The 18,708-nt window shown below is 61.7% G+C and carries 19 protein-coding genes and 1 tRNA gene; 7 read left to right on the plus strand and 13 right to left on the minus strand.

Annotated features, from left to right (window positions below; translation table 11 throughout):
* Positions 1-25: 25 nt before the first annotated feature.
* Positions 26-415, minus strand: coding sequence for a hypothetical protein (locus TX80_RS02890; RefSeq protein WP_049921363.1), 390 nt, complete (start codon positions 413-415; stop codon positions 26-28).
* A 637-nt stretch (positions 416-1,052) separates the two neighbouring features.
* On the opposite strand from TX80_RS02890, the gene TX80_RS02895 reads away from it, so the two are divergent.
* A complete protein-coding gene (locus TX80_RS02895; RefSeq protein WP_268258128.1) occupies positions 1,053-3,941 on the plus strand; it encodes a BGTF surface domain-containing protein in 2,889 nt (962 codons plus the stop codon).
* Between the two features lie 411 nt (positions 3,942-4,352).
* On the opposite strand, the gene TX80_RS02900 is transcribed toward TX80_RS02895, so the two are convergent.
* From TX80_RS02900 to TX80_RS02910, 4 genes are all read right to left on the minus strand, one after another.
* Entirely contained in the window at positions 4,353-4,988 is a 636-nt protein-coding gene (locus TX80_RS02900; protein WP_049921365.1) for an IS6 family transposase, read from the minus strand.
* Positions 4,989-5,437: 449 nt separating this feature from the next.
* Positions 5,438-5,989, minus strand: a complete 552-nt coding sequence (locus TX80_RS18855; RefSeq protein WP_154658558.1) for a twin-arginine translocation signal domain-containing protein — start codon at positions 5,987-5,989, stop codon at positions 5,438-5,440.
* A 313-nt stretch (positions 5,990-6,302) separates the two neighbouring features.
* Positions 6,303-6,376, minus strand: a tRNA-Thr gene (locus tag TX80_RS02905).
* A 94-nt stretch (positions 6,377-6,470) separates the two neighbouring features.
* Complete coding sequence (locus TX80_RS02910) at positions 6,471-7,451, minus strand: class I SAM-dependent methyltransferase (protein ID WP_049921366.1); 981 nt, start codon at positions 7,449-7,451, stop codon at positions 6,471-6,473.
* A 74-nt stretch (positions 7,452-7,525) separates the two neighbouring features.
* Here TX80_RS02910 and TX80_RS02915 point away from each other — a divergent pair, with 74 nt between their 5' ends.
* The 4 genes from TX80_RS02915 to TX80_RS02930 all read left to right on the plus strand — a co-directional run bounded on the left by TX80_RS02915 (position 7,526) and on the right by TX80_RS02930 (position 9,644).
* Positions 7,526-7,738, plus strand: a complete 213-nt coding sequence (locus TX80_RS02915; protein WP_049921367.1) for a hypothetical protein — start codon at positions 7,526-7,528, stop codon at positions 7,736-7,738.
* A gap of 11 nt (positions 7,739-7,749) precedes the next feature.
* Positions 7,750-7,959, plus strand: coding sequence for a hypothetical protein (locus TX80_RS02920; RefSeq protein WP_049921368.1), 210 nt, complete (start codon positions 7,750-7,752; stop codon positions 7,957-7,959).
* 24 nt (positions 7,960-7,983) lie between these two features.
* Complete coding sequence (gene dph5 / locus TX80_RS02925) at positions 7,984-8,757, plus strand: diphthine synthase (RefSeq protein WP_049921369.1); 774 nt, start codon at positions 7,984-7,986, stop codon at positions 8,755-8,757.
* Positions 8,758-8,840: 83 nt separating this feature from the next.
* The gene (locus TX80_RS02930; RefSeq protein ID WP_049921370.1) at positions 8,841-9,644 is read left to right on the plus strand and encodes a hypothetical protein; all 804 of its coding nucleotides are present in this window, start codon (positions 8,841-8,843) and stop codon (positions 9,642-9,644) included.
* 15 nt (positions 9,645-9,659) lie between these two features.
* Here TX80_RS02930 and TX80_RS02935 read toward each other — a convergent pair whose 3' ends face one another.
* The 4 genes from TX80_RS02935 to TX80_RS02950 form a co-directional block, all read right to left on the minus strand.
* The gene (locus tag TX80_RS02935; RefSeq protein ID WP_049921371.1) at positions 9,660-10,751 is read right to left on the minus strand and encodes an alpha/beta hydrolase; all 1,092 of its coding nucleotides are present in this window, start codon (positions 10,749-10,751) and stop codon (positions 9,660-9,662) included.
* Positions 10,752-10,830: 79 nt separating this feature from the next.
* A complete protein-coding gene (locus tag TX80_RS02940; protein WP_049921372.1) occupies positions 10,831-11,811 on the minus strand; it encodes an isocitrate/isopropylmalate dehydrogenase family protein in 981 nt (326 codons plus the stop codon).
* A gap of 235 nt (positions 11,812-12,046) precedes the next feature.
* Positions 12,047-12,265, minus strand: a complete 219-nt coding sequence (locus TX80_RS02945; RefSeq protein ID WP_049921373.1) for a HalOD1 output domain-containing protein — start codon at positions 12,263-12,265, stop codon at positions 12,047-12,049.
* Positions 12,266-12,671: 406 nt separating this feature from the next.
* Positions 12,672-13,418, minus strand: coding sequence for a hypothetical protein (locus TX80_RS02950; RefSeq protein ID WP_049921374.1), 747 nt, complete (start codon positions 13,416-13,418; stop codon positions 12,672-12,674).
* A gap of 100 nt (positions 13,419-13,518) precedes the next feature.
* Between TX80_RS02950 and TX80_RS02955 the strand changes: the two genes are divergently transcribed.
* Positions 13,519-13,992, plus strand: a complete 474-nt coding sequence (locus tag TX80_RS02955; protein WP_049921375.1) for a hypothetical protein — start codon at positions 13,519-13,521, stop codon at positions 13,990-13,992.
* Between the two features lie 617 nt (positions 13,993-14,609).
* Here TX80_RS02955 and TX80_RS02965 read toward each other — a convergent pair.
* Positions 14,610-14,825, minus strand: coding sequence for a HalOD1 output domain-containing protein (locus tag TX80_RS02965; protein WP_049921377.1), 216 nt, complete (start codon positions 14,823-14,825; stop codon positions 14,610-14,612).
* A gap of 764 nt (positions 14,826-15,589) precedes the next feature.
* Here TX80_RS02965 and TX80_RS02970 point away from each other — a divergent pair.
* Positions 15,590-15,973 (plus strand): hypothetical protein, encoded by a 384-nt coding sequence (locus TX80_RS02970; protein ID WP_049921378.1) that lies wholly within the window; start codon positions 15,590-15,592, stop codon positions 15,971-15,973.
* Positions 15,974-16,327: 354 nt separating this feature from the next.
* Here TX80_RS02970 and leuD read toward each other — a convergent pair whose 3' ends face one another.
* The 3 genes from leuD to TX80_RS02985 are packed head-to-tail and all read right to left on the minus strand — an operon-like array spanning position 16,328 to position 18,674.
* Positions 16,328-16,972 (minus strand): 3-isopropylmalate dehydratase small subunit, encoded by a 645-nt coding sequence (leuD, locus tag TX80_RS02975; protein ID WP_049921379.1) that lies wholly within the window; start codon positions 16,970-16,972, stop codon positions 16,328-16,330.
* Positions 16,972-18,396 carry a 3-isopropylmalate dehydratase large subunit gene (gene leuC / locus TX80_RS02980; protein WP_049921380.1) on the minus strand — a complete coding sequence of 475 codons (1,425 nt, stop codon included), beginning with the start codon at positions 18,394-18,396 and terminating at the stop codon, positions 16,972-16,974. The genes leuD and leuC overlap by 1 nt, the downstream gene beginning before the upstream one ends.
* Entirely contained in the window at positions 18,393-18,674 is a 282-nt protein-coding gene (locus TX80_RS02985) for a hypothetical protein (RefSeq protein ID WP_049921381.1), read from the minus strand. Before TX80_RS02985 ends, leuC begins: the two co-directional genes overlap by 4 nt.
* Positions 18,675-18,708: the final 34 nt, after the last annotated feature.

The following is an 18,708-nucleotide window of genomic DNA, read 5'->3' on the forward strand; positions in this document are numbered from 1 at the left end:
CTCGGTATCCGGCCGCCAGCCGCGCTCACTCCGCTTCGAACTCGACGGCACCGATCTCGTCGATCCGATCGGCGACGGACCGCTCGACCGGTTCGACGCGGGAAACGTCGCCGATTTCCTCGAGGAGTTCGACGGCCGCCGGCAACGCACGGAAGTCCGCAAGGGAGACGCCGCCCGCGGACGCGTCCCGCGTCCCGTCCGGGTCGCGGCTCTCGATCTCAGCAAGTCGGGCACAGCCGTCCGGATCGACCGCGAACCGGAACCGCGGCGCGCCGTAGGTAACGCGTTTCTTGCCGGCGTTCGTCTCGAGGGTCGTCTCGTAGGTCAGTCGAATATCGACGGACTCGAGGGTACCTTCGTGGTCGTACGCGGCTGTAGTTCCTTCCACGACTGCCGTCAGTTCTCTCTCACCCATTCACTGGGAGAGGCCGGTGAACCGGTAAAACAGTTCTGCCCACTCCGTTGACGAATATCGTCGCGACGAACGGGCTCACGAGTCCAGCGTTTCCGGATAGAGGACACGACGCGCTACAGCACTCGAGTGAAAGGGGGGAGTTGCGAGAGCGGTGATGGGAGTGTGCTCACCGCAGACCCAGCCGCGAGCGTCGTTTCACTGGGGGGTGGATTGACAAGCGGATGGGGGGATGGAATGCCTCCAGACGATAGCTCGTCTGGATGGGCATGCTGTAGTTATTGGTGATAACTAATAATGCTTTGGAAGACGGATGTCTGACGTGGAGTGTATTTTCGAGGAAGAGACGAGTACAACCGAGCCGAAGATCACTATTCATTTATTTTTCTTTCGCGCACGAATAGCCAAACCCCGAATAGATATATTATTTGATTAGAAGATACTATTGTTATCTCAGCAGTCGTTATTTCTTGTTCTAAAGTGTAATAACAGAAGACTTATGCCGGCGACGGAATGATCTCACGAATACCCCACCCGGGAGAACCGTGTCGGAACTAGCGATGATCATGTCGGACGGATGCCGATGGTCGTCTCCGTTGACCGTGCGCTAACCAACCAAAGCAGACAACACTCACAACACATGACAAACGAAGCAACATATCGTGAAAAGGGACGTGCAGTGTTCCTGGCAGCGATTATGGTCCTGTCCGTTGTCGCCATGTCGACCGCATTCGCGGGATCGGTGGCAGCGAACGAGGACCTCGACCTTCAGATCACCAACGCCGATGAACTCGAGACGGTGTCTGAAGGAACTACGATCGACGTTGCGGTAGACGTATCGAACACTGGAAGCGAAAACGTAACCGAGACGGTCGAACTCGAAGTCGACGGTGAAACCGAAGACTCCGAAGAGGTCACCGTCGAAGGCGAGACAACCGAATCCGTCACCCTCTCGTACGACACCAGCAACATGGCTGGTGAGGAGCTGACGCTCCAGGCCACCGCCGGCTCCGTCACGTCCGACGAAGTGACGATGTCCGTCACCGGTGAGCTCGACTTCAACCCGCCGTACTCGGAGTCCCGCGTCTACGAGGGTGACACGCTCTACGCCTACCCGGGCGAGGAGATCGACACCGAGAACAACGACTATCAGGTCCGTCGCGTCACCGACAAATCCGACGGTAAGGTCACCGACAGCAAACACAAAACCGACCTCACCTCGGACGACCTGGTGGAGTACAAAAACACCGGTATCGAAGTGTTCGAGATCGATACCGAAGGGTTCGAGGACGACGACTACTTCGTCCGTAGCAGCGGTGACGACTTCGCGTACCAGCCCGACACCAGAGACACCTTCGAGGTCGGCGGTCAGACGCTCAACGTCGAACTCGAGGACGACGAAGTGAGCAATGAACCGCCGCTGGCGACGACCGACCTCGACATCGAATCCAACCGTGGTCCGTTCAGCGTGCTCGTCGGTGCCGAAGGCGACCTCGACAACGAGGAACTGTTCAACATCTTCACGAACGGTCCCGAATCCGGCCCTGCCTACGACGACGACGAGGTCTACAAGGCCACCGAGGACGAACTCAACGACCTCGACGGGGACGTCGGTGTCGGTCCGTTCAACGCCGTCCTCCTCGAAGACGGCGAGGACGACTCGGACGAGAAGATCGCACTCGTCGGTCTCAGCGACCGCGAAAAGGCGCTCAACTTCACGGACATCGACGAAGACGTGTACAACCTCGAGTTCGAAGCTCCGAACACGAACGCTGAAGCGTCCGCCGAGATCGAGGTCACGGAACTCGACGTCGACGGTGGCTTCTCCGAGGGTGTTTACACCCAGACCGCCGGTGACTACGTCCAGGTCTCCCTCGAGCTCGAAGACACCGACGACACGTACATCCAGTTCGGTAACGCAGAGTCCCAATTCGTCGACATCCTCCACCTCGACGATGACGACGAAAACGACGAAGTGAGCTTCTGGATCAACACCCGTACGCTCGGTGACGACAAGTTCACGGACAGTACCGACGACGTGTACTACTCCGAGGACGACGAGATCGAAAGTCTCGTCCACGGTGACGACTTCGAGGTCAACTTCTGGGACGAAGAAGTCGACAACGGAAACGAACTCGACGGCTTCGGCGAGTACCTCGAAGAGCTCGATCTGGTCAACAGTGCAGAGGACTGGGAGGACGGTGACGAGTACCAGCTCTCCCGACCGCTGCAGCCGACCGAGTACGAGCTAACGGCTTCTTCCAACGGTGACTTCATCGTCAACGACGACGGTGAAGCCGAGATCGACAACGAGATCGACCAGTCGATGGTCAATCTGGAGCCGCCAAGCGTCGAATCGATCAAGACCCACGCCACGCCGGCTGAATCCGCCGACGACAACGACCTCGAAGAGCTTCTCGGTGACGAGGTCACGCTGACCGAAAAGACCGAGATCGCCGAGGAGGACCGTCTGGTCATCGAAGCCGAAGCGAGCGGCTTCATCGGTGCACTGGCAGCCGCCTCCGGTGACGGCGTCGACGTCGTTACCGACGGCACCAGCGCCGACGGTCTCTACGCACTTACCGACAAGAAAGCCGAAGGTGAACACGGCCTCTCCTGGGAAGGTGAAGGTATCAACTTCGAGGTCACCGCCGACGACTCCGTCGGCAACCAGGACCCGACCAGTCTCGCTCTCGAGGACGCGAACGACAAGGACGTTTACGTCCTCGCTGACAACGACGAGGGCGCCCTCTACGTGGTCGTCGACACCAGCACGAGCCGTGCCTGGGACGGCAGCCTCGAGCCCGACCACGAGTTCACCGCCGAACTCGAGTACGAGACTCACGACGAGGAACGCTACCACTTCGACGACCGTGGTGCCGAGGACACTGGCGGCGACGCAGCCTACCCGTACTTCGCGGCTGAGTCGACCGAGTCCGTGACCAAGGACTTCTCGATCGTCGAGCCCGCGGTCACGTTCGACCACCTCAACGAGGACGACGAAGTCGTCGTCCCGATCTCCGAGGATGCCGAAATCTCCGGGACGACGAACGTCGCGCCCGGTGCGGAGGCCAGCCTCCGACTGGCTGCCGACGAAGGCGTCGAGCCAGCGTTCCACAACACCCACGACCTCGAGATTGAGGACGACGGTGAGTTTACGCTGACCGCCGACTACGGCGACCAGTCCGAAGGCGACACCGGTGAGGCTACCTTCCGCGCCTACGGTAGCAGCATCGACACCAACGATCTCGTCTTCGCCGAAGAGCTTCCGGGCGACGAAGAACCGGAGAACGGCGTCGAGAACGGTGACGAGAACGGCGACGAAAACGGTGACGAGAACGGCGTCGAGAACGGTGACGAGAACGGCGACGAAAACGGTGACGAGAACGGCGTCGAGAACGGTGACGAGAACGGCGACGAAAACGGCGGCGAAGACGAGGGCGACGACGGCATGCCCGGCTTCGGCGTCGCAGTCGCGCTCGTTGCGCTCCTCGGTGCCGCGATGCTCGCGAGCCGTCGCCAGCACTAACAGCACCACCCGCTAACTACCGGCTCACGCCGGCCGTACGATCGTTCTTTTTTGGATACCTTCGATTGGCGGCTCAGCGATCGATACCGCTCTCGCCGCATCGGTACGGCAGCACAACCCGACACACCGCGTTGAATCCGAAACAGCCCGTTGACGGAATTTTGTAGGGTAACTACAGCATCTCGGCCCACGACGAGGCGCTAGGAACGCGGTCCGTTTCGAACGGCCGTCCCTCAAGAGATAGCGGTTCGCAGGCGCTACTGTGACTGCTCCTCACTGATAGCCCATACCCGTTCTAACACGTCCGATACTTCGATGTCGGTGTATCTCGCTCCTGTGAATGGAATCCGATTGCAGTAGTGGGCTTCGTGCTGTCCCCTGTTGTGACTTTCCACCGCTTGGAGGCATTGTTCAGATTAGCTGATTCCAGCAGTATGCGTAGCTCTGCAACCATGTTTCTGCAGTTGCCGGATCGGCGTTTCTGAAGCAGTTTCCAAACTGAGAGGTACGTCGTTTTATATCTTGAAAGAGACGTTCGACAGCGTTCCGATTTCCGTGTTTTTCGTAGCGAAATCGGAGGCTGAGATTGTGGAGTGCCGCTTTGAGCCATGGTGCTGAATCGACGAGAAACACGGCATCTTCGACGTCGTGTTTCTCTCTCAGTTCGCGGAGAAACATCTCAGTAAGTGCGGTTGTACGCGTTGAATAGAGCTTGACGTGGAGGAATTCGTTCGTTTCGGGATCGATAGCCGCGTACAGCCAGTAGCGCTGAGCATCGAGTTGGACCACGGTTTCGTCGAGCGCAACGTGATCCGGCTGTTTATCAGCTGTCGGCTGTAGATCGGCTTTCTGCACCCACTTATGGATCGTCGATCGTGCTCGTTCGACACCGAATCTCTCTAAGACAGAAACAGTATCCGAAAGTGATAATCCAGACAGATGGAGCTGGATACTCAGTCGCATTAGCTCGCGCGGTGTCGCCTCACGCTCCACAAAATCTAATTGAATCCCGGTACTAGAGCCGGTGAGGCGGCTGGATTCTGGCATGGATACCTAGAATTCTGACCGCCTCGCTTTTCAGACCTTATCTGAACAGCGCCATACCCGTGTCTTCAGGCGCGGGTCGAGCGATAGGCCCGGCTGGACAATCACAGCCGGCGGCCGGACTAGATTTCTACTGTTATCATTTTGATGTAGCCCGTCGTAACATGGGTTGCTACGAATACCGTGAGAAGCCGGTCCCGAACAGACAAGGGACAGTGACGACCGCAGTCTGTTCGTCACACGGCGATGACATGGTATTCGATGGGGCCTCATTGACCGGCTACAGCCCTATAAAGGGAGGAAACGAGAGTTCCACCGGTATACTGCCGGTTTCCTGTGAGTGCGAGTTGGAATCTTGAACGCTACAGCCGGCGGAAATTCGCTGGTCAGATTCCATGTCCTTCAGGGCGCGGAGGTTGTCATAGCCTTCAGTTATGCCATATGAATATTGTCTATTCTTCGAATCTATAGGTAATACTACTGTTTCCGCTATCACCATGAGTTTCGAACTCGTTCATTGGACCGTCTGTACTGAACGTATGGGTATCATTGTATTCGAGCGTTCCAGTATAGGGATTGTCTACCTTTTTTCCATCTTTCCAGAGATAGTTCGTGGCACCAACCGAGTAATCCGTCTTTGATCCTTCGACAGTAATGTCTCCATAGACGTGCTCATTATCGTACGTCCATCCTGACAGGTCTCCAGTTAGTCTCAGAGTTGAGACGTATCCATCATAATATACCTTATGTTTTCCACCGTTGATTGTACTTTCGACCCACGTTTCATCCCGATATTCTTTGTTATCAACAGAATCGGCGTCGTCAGAGGTTGCATCTCCATCAGTAACGATGGCTAAGTATTCGCCGGTCCCCCTGAGCGTAAGCTCCCCATCGTTAGACGCACCAACTGGCTGGGAACTGGCGAGCAGCGTCCCTCCGATACTTCCAGCAACGGCGCTCCGTTTGAGAAACGACCTCCGGAACTGCGGATCTTTTTCCACCATTGCATATTACCATTCGATATTTTTCTACTTATATCTTACTGGTAGCTATACGATATGATACGATAACAGAGGGGACGATACTGACAGTGATCGGCACACTTCTCTTTCGAACATAAGGCTGGTGCATCGGAGTCCATCCACGGTGCGTACGGCTGTTGCCCCTGTGGACTCCATTGGTCCCGCTCTCGAGTCGTCGCAGATGTAGCTGTTGCCGAACAGTTCCGTCGCTTCGGCTCCGCAGCGGAAACACTCCGCTGCCGTCACAGCGACCACCCTACTCGTTTTCGTGAGTGGCTTTGAACTTGAGGAAGGAAGCCGGTGGAGGGATTTGAACCCTCGACCTAATCCTTACGAAGGATTCGCTCTGCCAGTCTGAGCTACACCGGCGCGTGCATTCATTCGTAGGGGCGATACCGGGCATAAGGATTGCGAATCGTCGCCGTCGTGTGACGGCATTGCGTGGCCCGGACACGGAGCCGCGTTACCGCTCGAGTCGCACGTCCAGACAGATGTTCAGTTCGTGTGGGGCGTAAGACCGGACCGTCCGCCGGGTTTCGACGCTGACATCGTATGCGGGTTCGGCCGCCGCACGGATCGCCCGTTCGCCCGGACCGAACGGATCGTCCTCGTGCTGGATGTCGTAGTAGTGGAGCAGGCAGTCGTCGCCGGCGATCGCCACGGCCGACTCGAGGAACTCGTCGGCGCTGTGGGGGAGGTTCATGACGAGCCGGTCGGCCCAGTCCTCGTACTCGGGGGCGATCTCGCGTACGTCGCCGCAAATCGCCGTCACGCGGTCTGTGACGTCGTTCCGGCGCGCGTTCTCGCGCAAATACTCGATCGCGGACGGGTTGACGTCCGTTCCGACCGCCTCCGCACCGCGTTTGGCGAAAGGAACGACGAACGGGCCGACGCCGGCGAACATGTCGAACGCGCGTTCGCCGTCGGCTACCTGTTCGACGACGCGGTTGCGCTCGGTCGCGAGCCGCGGCGAGAAGTAGACCTCCGCGAGGTCGAGCGCGAACTCGCAGCCGTACTCGCGGTGGACGACTTCAGTGTCCTCGCCCGCCAACAGCTCCCAGTCGCGAACTCGGGTCTCGCCTTTCACCTTCGAGGCCTTGTTCAGGACCGTCTCGAGGGGGAGATCCGACTCGACGATGGCGTCGGCGATCTCCCTCGCACGTTCGTCGTCGTCCTCGTCGAGCAGCGCCGCCCGGCCGAGGCGCTCGTAAGAGGGATCGAATCCCAGCAGGTCGGCGGGCGTCGTCTGGGTCTCGCGTTCGGCGACGACGTGTGAGACGACCTCGAGATCGGCCGCCACGGCGTCGGGATCGGTAACCGGGATGTAGAGGTCACCGTCTTCGACGGCGATCTCGTAGTCGTCGTCGATCAGGTCCGCGTCGGCCAGTCGGCGGCGCGTGGCTTCGCCGTCCTCGCGCGACACGCGGACGCACGGCACTTCCATACCCCATAGTCGCCCTCGGGCCGCCGTAACGCTGACGTTTCGGGGGCGCTCGAGGACGCCGTTCGAACGCGGCCGTGTTCGACGGGGACGACTGGGTGGCGATCGGCCTCGTCGCCGCGTTCCTGCTCGTCGGGTCGATGCTCGCCGGGGCGATCGACGCGACGGTCACGATGGAGAACCCTGATCGACCGCCCGAGTTCGTCTGTGACACGCACGCAGCCGGTTCGGACTCCGCGTTCGCCGAGAACTGCGACGAACCCGAAACGATCGAGCGGGACGCGAGTTAGTTCAGGAGACGATGCGCGACTCCCTCTGGATCGCCCTGGTCAGCCCGATCGTCGTGTGGCTCGTCGGGGGTGCGGTGCTGTACGCCGTCGGCGTCCCGCTGGCGGTCTTCGCGCACTTGGGTATCGCATCGTCACTGCCGATCGGAGCGAAACCGAAGACGCTCGCCGCCATCCGGCCGGCTTCTCCGGGTCGCTCGAGGGAGCGACTCGAAACCTTATAACGGCGGCTCGGACTACGACACGCCATGCTCACGTTCATCGGGCTGGGCCTCTACGACGAGCGCTCGATTACCGTCGCGGGCCAGGAGGCGCTGCGAAACGCCGACCGGGCTTACGCGGAGTTTTACACGAGCGAGCTGATCGGGACGTCCGTCACGGAGCTAGAGGAGTACCACGGCGTCGAGATCGAGGTCAGGGATCGAGCGGGCGTCGAACGAGACCCCGGGGACATCCTCGAAGCCGCCGCAGACGAGGACGTGGCCTTCCTGACGGCCGGGGATACGATGATCTCGACGACCCACGTCGACCTTCGGCTGCGAGCCCACGAGCGGGGCATCGAGACGCGCGTGATCCACGGGGTCACCGCGCGGACGGCGACCAGCGCGCTGACCGGTCTTCAGAACTACCGCTTTGGCAAGGCGACGACGCTTCCGTTTCCGTACGCCCACGGGGCTGACGGGCTTCCCGCAAGCGTCACCGAGACGATCGACGACAACCGCGCGGACGGTCTCCACACGATCGTCTACCTCGATATCAAGGCCGAACGCGAGGAGTACATGACCGCCGACGTCGGTGCCGAACTGCTCGCCGAAGAGTACCCCGACCTCGTCGGCGTCGTCGTCGCCCGCGCGGGCAGCCCGGACCCGCTCGTCGAGGCCGCGACGCTGACCGAACTCGCGGATCGGGAGTTCGGCGAGCCGCTTCACTTGCTCGTGATTCCCGGCGAGTGTCACCTGCTCGAGGCCGATGCACTGGTCGAACTCGCCGGTGCCGACCGGGAGACGCTCGAGATCAGCTAACGCGAGCCGTCGGGTCGGTACCGAGTCCCGACTGCGAACCGAACCGCCGACGTATTTACGGTCCGGGGGCGACACGCTGGCACATGAGTAGTCGGGAGGTCACGGACGGGTCGGCGGCTGCCGACGGATCGGAGACGGCTGACGTTGCGGGCGAACTCGATCGGGAGACGTTCGAACTGGCCCGCGAGGAACTCCGCACGACGTTCGACTATCAGGTCGAGCGCATCCGGGAGATCGACGCCAAGGCGATCGAGATCCTGAAGGCGAACCTCCTGTTGATCGGACTCGTCGTCACCGGCGGCTCGATCGTCGTCCAGACCGATCTCGACGTCGCACCCTTCGTCAATCCCTTCACGGCCGCCGCCGGACTCCTGTTGCTGGTCTCGACGGGGCTAGCCGGGGTCACGTACACGGCCTCGAACCTCCGGGGCGGTATCGACGCCGACGCGGTCGAAGTCGCGCTCGCAACGGGGTCGACGGCTCGAGCCGACGGCGAACCCGACCCGGATCGGTTCGAGGTACGACTGCTCAGAAGCTACGGCCGGTGGATCGAGTACAACGCGCGGGTGACGGCGGTCAATGACATGTTCGCGACGATCACCGTGCTCATGGTGATCGCCGCGTTCGTCTACGTCGTCGCCGGGATCGCCGTCGGCGCGCTCGATCCGGGGTCGGTCGTGTCGGGACTCGTCTTTCTCTCGCTTACGGCCGTCCTGTTGTGGCTCGCGAGGTTCGCCTACCACATGGATCACCTCGGCGCGAACGACGAGCGCTGGGACGGAACGTTCGACGGGGTCAGAATCTCGAAAGGCGTCACTCGAAAGCGGGGGCTGTCGACGCTCCTGACGATGCAAAGCGGGACCGACGAGGGCGAAAACGAGGAGTAGCCCGCGGAACGGTCGTCAGCCGTTCAGGACCGACTCGAGTCGGTCCCGAAAATCCCCGGGGACCTCGAGGTGGGGCGTGTGGCCGGTGTTTCCGAAGACGACTTCCTCGAACTCGCCGCCGGCATCAGCATACTCCGTCAAGACTGCTCGGGTCTGGTCGACCATCGGCTGTGGCGGGAAGACGTCCTCGCCGGGCCAGTCGGGAATCTCGCCCATGCGGCCGAGCGTCCCGACGTCGAACAGCGACTCGTTGGAGACGATCTGATCCGAGTCGCCGCGGATCCACGTCACGGGTGGTTTGTCGGCGGGGTCGACGTCGGTGATCTCGGCGAGCGAGCAGTACTTCGGCGAAACTGCGTTGTTCACGCCGGTCTCGCCCGGTGCGATGCCGGGCCAGTTCTCGCTGGGGGTCGCGTCGCCGGGATAGTGATCGTCGCCGGTAGCGGTGTCGAGCATCCCCGTCAGATACGACTCTTCGCGTTCCGAATCGAACTCGTGGGTCGGGTCGACGTAGTACGTCCGCAGGATCTTCCGCGGGGAGGCTTCGCCGTCCTCGCTGCGATCGCGCTCCGCGAGGGCCGTGACGAACGCGTCGTTGCCGATCCCGCCGCCGGAGCCGGCGTAATCGTCGAAACAGGGCGTACCGTCCGTATCCTTCGTCCCGCCGAACCCGTACGGCGACACCGGATTGACGAGCACGAGCGAGTCGACGGCACCGGGGTTGTCGATCGTATACCGCATTGCGACCCCGCCGCCGTTCGACCACCCGACGAGCGTCACCGGCTCTTCGAGATCGAGTGCGGTCAGCAACGCCCGGAGATCCGCCGCGAAGTCGCCGAGCCCGTTCGTCGCGTCGACGGGTTTCGCCTCGGAGTCGCCGTAGCCCCGCATGTCGGGAGCGATCGCGCGATAGCGAGCCGGCAGATCGGCGACGATATCCTCGAAAAATCGGGAGGAAGAGACGTTTCCGTGGAGAAAGACGACGGAGCCGCCCCCATCGATCGCCCCGTTTCGGCCGCCGGACTCGAGGAAGTGTGTTTCGAGCCGATCGGTGTCGAGAACCCGGGAATCGACGCCGGCGAGGGTGTCGTCTCGAGTACGAGCCATGGCCGGCGCTACCACGTTATCGATGTTAATTCTGCGGCCGCGAACAGGACCGGCCACTCTGCCCGATCGCGGGACCGATCTATAGCCGGTCGATGATCGCGTCCGTCACGTCGTCGGTCGTGGCGTCGCCGCCCAGATCCGGCGTCCGCGGGCCGTGCTCGAGGGTCGCCTCGACCGCCGTCCGGACGGCGTCGCCCGCCTCGTCGTACCCGAGGTACTCGAGCAGCATGGCGGCGGAGATGATCGTCGCGGCCGGGTTCGCGACGCCCTCGCCGGCGATGTCGGGCGCGGTGCCGTGAACGGGTTCGAACAGCGCGCGTTCGGGGCCGACGTTGGCGCTCGGCAGCAGGCCGAGGCCGCCGACGAGCCCAGCGGCCAGATCCGAAAGGACGTCGCCCGCGAGGTTCGGACAGACGACGACGCCGAACTGCTCGGGGTCGAGACAGACCCGGGTCGCGAAGGCGTCCATCAACACTTGGTCGGTCTCGACGCCGTTCTTTTCGGCGACCTCGCGGACCGTATCGCGAAAGCGGCCGTCCGTCTCGCGCATGACGTTTGCCTTGTGGACGATCGTGAACCCGTCGTGTTCGTCGCCGGAGACGTAGTCGCAGGCGAACTCGGCGAGCCGTTCCGAGGCCGACTCGGTGACGACCCGGGTCAGCGTCGAGACGTCTTCGGTCAGTCGGTCCTCGTGGCCCGCGTAGACGCCCTCGGTGTTCTCACGCAGGAAGACGAGATCCGTCTCGGGACGGACGGCGTCGATTCCGGGGTAGGACTTCGCGGGCCGAATGTTCACGAACGAGTCGACCGCCTCCCGGAGCGGCAGGATGACATCGGCCGCGGTGTCGCCGGCCGCCCCGAACAGCGTCGCGTCGGCCGATGCCGCGAGGTCGTACGTTTCCCGGGGGAGCGCCTCGCCCGTTTCCTCCTCGACCGCGTCGCCGGCCTCGGCCTCGACGAACTCGAAGTCGATCTCGAGGGCCTCGAGGACCTCGACCGCGGCGGGAGTGACTTCTTGACCGATTCCGTCGCCCGGGATGACGGCGATCTCGTGTGTCATACCCACCCATCGACGCGGCGCTGAAAAGAGGGTATCGATACCGTCCGCAAGCCCCGTCGAGCGTATTCCGAGGAAACCGGGCCGGACGAACCCGAAGGTAACTGGTGACAACGCCAGTGATGCTGTCGGAGGCTCCGTGCAGCCAACAGTCCCCGAGCCGGATGGACAGGAACAGAGCCCTAAACTGACTCGAGAAAAGGGGGGTAGTCGTCAACCGATCCGAATCGCCGACCGGTCACCGATCCTCGGCGATCACCGTCACCTCGTCGGGGTGAGGGCCGATCACGACGCGGTAGCCCTCGTACTCGAAGCGAACGGTAACGTCCGCGTTCGACTCGAGCACCGTGGTCAGCGCCTCGGGATCGATGGCATCGTACAGCGGTGGTAACGCCGTCCGATCGCGGTCTTCATGGGCCGCGATTCGTGTGAGTACTGTGGCGAGTGCTGAATGCATCGTGATCGTCGGGGGAGACGGTAAGCGTCAGTGTGTACGTCGTCTCGCAGTTCGAACACGTTGCCGGTTCGTCTGGCGTTGCGATACGAACATCGGTGCCACAATCGCAGTGGATCGTTATTCTCGAGGCCATGATTTTGGGTTACAGGCCCCAACGCAGCGAAGCGCAATCCAGCAAGCGACGCAGCGGCAGCTACGACTGGTTCGGCGGGACGTCGGCAGGTCTTTATTTCGCCAGCGTCAATGATGGATTGCTCCCGCCACGCGGGGGCATCAGCGAGCCGGAGTGCTAGGTTGGAGCTGGGCACTCCGGCTCTTGCGCACTTTCGTGCGCGTTTCTGCGTTACGCAAGCAACCCTAAAGAACGTTAGGATACTAACCGGTTGGCGCTCCGGCCCGAGACTCCTTACGGAACGTTCGACAGTTGTGCTTCGAGTTCGTCCGTCGTCGTCCACGAAAAGCACTGGTCCAGCGACTCGAGGTGGAGAAGGGAATCGGTTATCACGCCGCTGTACGACGGCGTGCGACCGCCGAGTTCGGACTCCAGATAGGACTCGAGGTCCCGTGTCGAGATGTCCAGTCCGTGGTCGCAGGCGTGGTCGGCGAGCGCAGCGAGTTCCTCGTCGAGAGCATCGGCATGATACGCCAACTCCACGGCGCGGGCGAGTATCGCGTCTCGCGTCGTCAGTACGGACTCGTCATCGTAGCGTTCCGCCTGCGACCGCGGGAAGAGATACGTGCGCTCGAGCAGCGTCGGGCGTTCGACGCGTCCGAACTCGGCGACCGCCCCGCCGGTGTCGTGCTCGAGGATCAGCGGAATCGCGTCCGCGTAGAGGGCGTGGAGAAAGAACTTGACTTTGAGATCGGGGACGTCAGCCGACACGTCGAGGTCGGGCTGGGTGGCGAGCAGGTACGCATAGGCGTCGTGCCGGTGGTTCAACACGTCGAGCGCCTCGTCGAGGCGGTACTTGAACGGCGGTTCGTAGCTTCCCAGCACGAAATACGTCGAATGCGGCCCGAAGAGGTGTTCGTGTCGCTCTCGCATGTACGAGAGCAGCCGTTCGCTATCGACCGGATCGAGTTCGACGCCGTAGAGAACGTCCTCGAGGATGAACTCCGTGAGTTCCTCGGTGTTCTCCGGTATCTTCGCCATACTAACCAGTATGGAAATATAGCCAGATAACCATACTGGTCTAACGTAGATAAGTCAATCCCGTGTGCTTATGTGAGCCGCCGGCGTACAGCCAGTTACGATGGCCGACATCTCCGCACCGTCTCCCGCCGACCGCGAGGAAAACCCCTTAGAGCGCCAGCGGGAGCTGATGGAACTGCTGTCACAGGAAACGCGACACAGCATCGTGCAGGCGCTTCTGGGGCACCCGAAACTCCTCGCGTCGGCGGCCGAACTCAACCATTTCGTCCCGAGTAAATCGAAAAAGACCGTCGAGGAGCAACTGGGCGTACTCGTCGACGCGGACATCCTCGCATGCTACGAGTATCCCCCGAACGAGGAAAAGCGCGGCTTGCCGTGGAAATTCTACGGCTTTACCGAGTACGGCGCTGACGTCCTCGGGGACTTCAACTATCTCGAGGGCGTCCCGATGGCACGCGCCGTCCACCGGAAAACGCGAAAGCCCGAGCAAATCGAGCGACACGAAACGGCCCCACGTCCGCCCCTTCCGGAACCGGTCCGTGCGACGTTCCGGCTCGACGAGGAAACGGACTAACCGGGAGGAGAGATCCGAACTGGCGTTCCGACTGCGCCGATGTCGGCTTGCATTCGAGTGGATTTCAGCAAATCAATCACGGATATTCAGTCATTATATTAGATTATATTCTATCCCTTCCGAAAGGTCTCCTGTCACTCCACTAGCGAAGGTACTTCCGCATCCTCCGTGTTTTGATAGACAAATGACTATGAAATCAGAAATACATTGCCCATGCTGCAAACGGTCAATCACGAAGGAGGAAAACCTACGGTTCCACCTCATGACGAAGCATCATCGGAGTGAACTGAGCAGCGCCGTCATCGAACTCCTGCAGGCACAGCGAGCCCACATCCGTGACGAAGAGCCAACGCCGGTGGTGTGATTCTGTACTTTGGACGGCCGATCAGCGACACGAGCGTTCCGCGTTCGTCGATGCCCGTCCCGTCCCCTACCTGCGGGCAGCGGGGATCGAGTCTCTCTCCGCGTTCGACGCCGATTTCGACGCTGGGGCACTCGAGAGCGCAACGCACCCGTTCGCGCTCGAGAACGGCCGTGCTCGCCCGGTCTTCCAACGGATCAGGCGATAACGGCTCGAGGAAAGCGGGTGTCGTCGAGCGATACAGATCGGCGACCCGTTACCGATCCCCGTCGATCACAGCCACCGTGGGGTCGGAGCCAACCACGACGCGGTAGCCGCCGTACTCGAACCGAACGGTAACGTCGGCGTTCGACTCGAGCACGGCGGCCAGCGCCTCGGGGTCGACGGCCTCGTACAGCGGTGGCAACGCCGTCCGATCGCAGCCCTCACCGGCCGCGATTCGTGTAAGTGCCGTGGCGAGTGCTGAATGCATCGTGATCGTCGGGGGAGACGGTAAGCGTCAGTGTGTACGTCGTCTCGCAGTTCGAACACGTTGCCGGTTCGTCTGGCGTTGCGATACCAACATCGGTGCCACAATCGCAGTGGATCGTTATTCTCGAGGTCATGATTATCGGGTTACAGGCCCCGACGCAGCGGAACACACTCCAGCGAGCGACACAGCGATAGCTACGACTGGTTCGGCGGGACGTCGGCAGGTCTTTATTTCGCCAGCGTCAATGGTGGATTGCTCCCGCTACGCGGGGGCCGCGTGTGAGCCGGAGTGCTAGCTTGGACACTTGGACTCCGGCTCTTTGCGCGCTTTCGTGCGCGTTTCTGCGTTACGCAAGCAACCCTAAAGAACGTTAGGATACTAACTAGTTGGGCAGCGTTATCGCTTCGAGGGCGGGATCAAGATGCACTTTTCTCGGGACAGAAGCCACGATGTTCCTGCGGGGCAGGGTAACTGCACGGTGTCCGGAACGTGCTGCGCCAGTGCAACGATGGGCCGGCCGGTTCGAAACGGTAGAGCGATGCCCGCACTGGGATGATGGGTGGGACCCTCAATAACTCGTCTTGTCGAATGTGCTTCAGAGAGAGGGTTCGACCATCCCACGCGGTACACACGGCCGCTGAGTGGAGGAATCCCCCTCAGATGAAATAATATCCGGAGATCAGCATATTTTGAGTTGAAACAGCCGAAGAGATATTGTGATTGACACCAATACGGTTTAATATATCTGTTGAATAGATATCTCTATGGTCTCCCTTCGCCGATTGGTCTCGGTGTGGTCCTATCTCCACATCTCTATCGGTAGTGGCCTGATGGCGATCACTCAAGCGCTCCTCGAGCGAGCAGTGAAGGTCCCGCTGTTGGTTGGAGCCGTCGGCGCGTTGCTGACAGCAGGCATCCTTCTCCGTCGATCCCCCGAACTCGACACCAGTGTGGTCAGGCGCTTTGGACTGCTGACCCTCGTGCTGTTCATCACCGGACACGTCCTCGTAGCCGACGGCTTCAAGGTACCCCCCGGCGAGAGTTCACCGCTCACGATCGGATTGCTCTGGATCGCCTCCATGGCGGTCGCCTATGAATTGAGCGCCGGAGGGCTGGGAGCACCTATCGTCATAGACGAAAAGCAGTAAAAAGCCAAATAGAACGATACTCTCCGGTTGTATTCATATCGTCGCAACGGCGTTCCGTTGGACTCTCCGATCGAGCCGCCCGGGAATAGACGACTCCGAGAACTCGAGCAGCCGGCGGCTGATGCCGACAAGCCAGGCGATGTGATCTGGTCGATCAACTCGAGGCTGACGATCATTTCAGTTCTATTTCAGAGGTCGCGGTCGAAACGTACCGCTGACCGCCGTCGAATACGTGGCCGGTGATGCTGGTTGCGTCAGGGCTGCGGTCGAGTACCGGGTCCGATCCGCTCTTCAGCGGGTCGTCTCGAGCGAAAACGCGTGTGTATAATCGGATTTGGAGAACGGTACCGATGATCAGTCCGCAGCGTCGGGAACCTGACTCCCTTCGACGTACGGCAACTCCTCGGCTTTTTTCCGGACTTCGCCGGCGTTTGACTTCATCAGCGCCGTCGTGTCCCAGACGCCCTCGACCAGAGCCTTCCGCTGGGCCTCGTCGACGGTGACGTCGATCGTCTCGTCCCCGTAGGTCACTTCCTCGGCCTCGATGTCGATCTCGAGGTCGCCGTTGGGGTGTTCGTCGACCCAGTCCTGCAGGGCTTCGATCGTCTCGGCGTCCGCCGTGACGGTCGGGATACCCAGCGCCAGACAGTTGCCCGCGAAAATCTCGGCGAAGCTCTCGCCGATCAGGGCGTCGATGCCCCAGCGCATCAGCGCCTGCGGGGCGTGCTCGCGCGAGGAGCCGCAGCCGAAATTGTTGTTGACGACCATCACCGACGAATCTCGGTAGCGATCCTCGTTCATCGGGTGGTCCTTGGGGTTGTCGTCGTCGTCGAACCGGACGTCGAAGAACGCGAACTCGCCCAGCCCGTCGAAGGTGACGACCTTCATGAACCGCGCGGGGATGATCTGATCGGTGTCGATGTCGTTGCCCCGGATCGGGATGCCCGATCCCGAGACGGAGTCGACTTCGGGAATCTCGACTGCATCAGCATCGGCCATTAGGCGGTCACCTCCGCTTCCGGCAGTTCGCGTACGTCGGTCACTTCCCCGGTGATCGCCGCCGCGGCGACCATCCGCGGGTTCATCAACACCGTCCGGCCGTCCTTGCTGCCCTGCCGGCCGACGAAGTTCCGGTTTGAGGAGGAGGCACAGGCCTCGTCACCCTCGAGCTGGTCCTCGTTCATGCCCAGACACATCGAACAGCCGGCGTTTCGCCACTCGAAGCCGGCCTCCTCGAAGACGGCTTTCAGCCCTTCCTCCTCGGCGGCACGCTGGACGCGCTGGCTGCCGGGCACGACCATCGCGCGGACGTCGTCGTGGACCTCTCGTCCCGCAACGACTCGAGCCGCGCGGCGCAGGTCCGGCAGGCGGGCGTTCGTACAGGAGCCGAGGAAGGCCACGTCGATCCCGTAGCCGTCCATCGTGTCGCCGGGCTCGACGCGCATGTGCTCCTGTGCGCGCCGGGCGGTGTCCTGCTTGTCCTCGGGCAGCTCCTCCGGTGCCGGGATCGGCTCGGTGATGCCGACGCCCTGTCCGGGGGTGGTCCCCCACGTCACGACGGGTTCGAGTTCGTCGGCGTCGATCCGAACGACGTCGTCGTACTCGGCGTCCGCGTCCGAGCGGATCGACTCCCAGTAGGGTTTGAGTTCCTCGAACTGCTCAGGGTTCTCCTGGAAGTAGTCGGTCTTCTCGAGCCACTCGTAGGTGGTCTCGTCGGGGTTGACGTAACCCGCGCGGGCACCGCCCTCGATGGACATGTTACAGATCGACATCCGTCCCTCCATGCCCAGCGACTCGATGGCGGAGCCGGCGTACTCGTAGACGTAGCCGACGCCGCCTTCCGTACCGAGACGACGGATGATCTCGAGGATGACGTCCTTGGCCTCGACGCCGTCGCCGAGTTCGCCGTCGACTTGGATCTTGCGGACCTGCTGTTTCTCCATGGCGACGGTCCCCGTCGCGAGGACGTCCCGGATCTGGGAGGTTCCGATACCGAACGCGAGCGCGCCGAAGGCACCGTGGGTCGAGGTGTGGGAGTCGCCACAGACGATCGTCTTGCCCGGCTGGGTGAGTCCCTGCTCCGGCCCGATGACGTGGACGATCCCCTGATCGCCCGTCGTCGGGTCCGAGAACTCGATCCCCGCCTCGCGGACGTTGCGCTCGAGTTCGGCCATCATTTCCTCGGCCGCGTCCTCCTCGTAGGGTCGGGACTGGTCGGCCGTCGGGACGATGTGATCGACCGTCGCGTGGGTCAGGTCGGGGTAGGCGACCTCGAGGTCGCGTTCGCGGAGCATCCCGAACGCCTGCGGGCTGGTCACCTCGTGGATGAGGTGGAGGCCGACGAACAGCTGGTCCTGTCCGGTCGGCAGCGTGGTCACCGTGTGGCGATCCCAGACCTTGTCGTACAGCGTGCCCTCGCTCATTCCTCGTCCTCTACGGGGTCGGAATCGGCGTTTCGGCCGCGCTCGAAGACGCGATTGGCGTCGTCGGCGTCGTGTGGCGGCGTGTGCGGGACGTCTTTCATGGTCTGTTTTCGGTCACCGTCGTCGTCATCGGCTGGCGTCGAATCCGCCGCGGCCCGTTCACCGCCGTCGGCGACGACGATCGGCCCGCGGCTGAACAGCTGGCCGGCCGTTTCGCCGGTGTAGGGGTTCGTGTGGTCGATCTCTGCCATCGTATCGGTGGTATCGTTGTCGGTCATGGTCTCGTGTAGTGTCGGTATAGTCGTGGTTCTC

The organism is Halopiger djelfimassiliensis (genome assembly GCF_000455365.1).
Lineage (GTDB): Archaea > Halobacteriota > Halobacteria > Halobacteriales > Natrialbaceae > Halopiger_B > Halopiger_B djelfimassiliensis.

What these genes read in the sequence shown, in the direction of transcription:
- TX80_RS02935 (WP_049921371.1), bottom strand. Translation starts at nt 10,751, where the DNA reads ATGGCTCGTACTCGAGACGACACCCTCGCCGGCGTCGATTCCCGGGTT.
- TX80_RS18855 (WP_154658558.1), bottom strand. Translation starts at nt 5,989, where the DNA reads ATGGTGGAAAAAGATCCGCAGTTCCGGAGGTCGTTTCTCAAACGGAGC.
- TX80_RS02985 (WP_049921381.1), bottom strand. Translation starts at nt 18,674, where the DNA reads ATGACCGACAACGATACCACCGATACGATGGCAGAGATCGACCACACG.
- TX80_RS02940 (WP_049921372.1), bottom strand. Translation starts at nt 11,811, where the DNA reads ATGACACACGAGATCGCCGTCATCCCGGGCGACGGAATCGGTCAAGAA.
- TX80_RS02920 (WP_049921368.1), top strand. Translation starts at nt 7,750, where the DNA reads ATGCGCGACTCCCTCTGGATCGCCCTGGTCAGCCCGATCGTCGTGTGG.
- TX80_RS02895 (WP_268258128.1), top strand. Translation starts at nt 1,053, where the DNA reads ATGACAAACGAAGCAACATATCGTGAAAAGGGACGTGCAGTGTTCCTG.
- TX80_RS02970 (WP_049921378.1), top strand. Translation starts at nt 15,590, where the DNA reads ATGGTCTCCCTTCGCCGATTGGTCTCGGTGTGGTCCTATCTCCACATC.
- TX80_RS02890 (WP_049921363.1), bottom strand. Translation starts at nt 415, where the DNA reads ATGGGTGAGAGAGAACTGACGGCAGTCGTGGAAGGAACTACAGCCGCG.
- TX80_RS02965 (WP_049921377.1), bottom strand. Translation starts at nt 14,825, where the DNA reads ATGCATTCAGCACTCGCCACGGCACTTACACGAATCGCGGCCGGTGAG.
- TX80_RS02955 (WP_049921375.1), top strand. Translation starts at nt 13,519, where the DNA reads ATGGCCGACATCTCCGCACCGTCTCCCGCCGACCGCGAGGAAAACCCC.
- TX80_RS02900 (WP_049921365.1), bottom strand. Translation starts at nt 4,988, where the DNA reads ATGCCAGAATCCAGCCGCCTCACCGGCTCTAGTACCGGGATTCAATTA.
- TX80_RS02945 (WP_049921373.1), bottom strand. Translation starts at nt 12,265, where the DNA reads ATGCATTCAGCACTCGCCACAGTACTCACACGAATCGCGGCCCATGAA.
- TX80_RS02950 (WP_049921374.1), bottom strand. Translation starts at nt 13,418, where the DNA reads ATGGCGAAGATACCGGAGAACACCGAGGAACTCACGGAGTTCATCCTC.
- leuC (WP_049921380.1), bottom strand. Translation starts at nt 18,396, where the DNA reads ATGAGCGAGGGCACGCTGTACGACAAGGTCTGGGATCGCCACACGGTG.
- TX80_RS02930 (WP_049921370.1), top strand. Translation starts at nt 8,841, where the DNA reads ATGAGTAGTCGGGAGGTCACGGACGGGTCGGCGGCTGCCGACGGATCG.
- dph5 (WP_049921369.1), top strand. Translation starts at nt 7,984, where the DNA reads ATGCTCACGTTCATCGGGCTGGGCCTCTACGACGAGCGCTCGATTACC.
- TX80_RS02910 (WP_049921366.1), bottom strand. Translation starts at nt 7,451, where the DNA reads ATGGAAGTGCCGTGCGTCCGCGTGTCGCGCGAGGACGGCGAAGCCACG.
- leuD (WP_049921379.1), bottom strand. Translation starts at nt 16,972, where the DNA reads ATGGCCGATGCTGATGCAGTCGAGATTCCCGAAGTCGACTCCGTCTCG.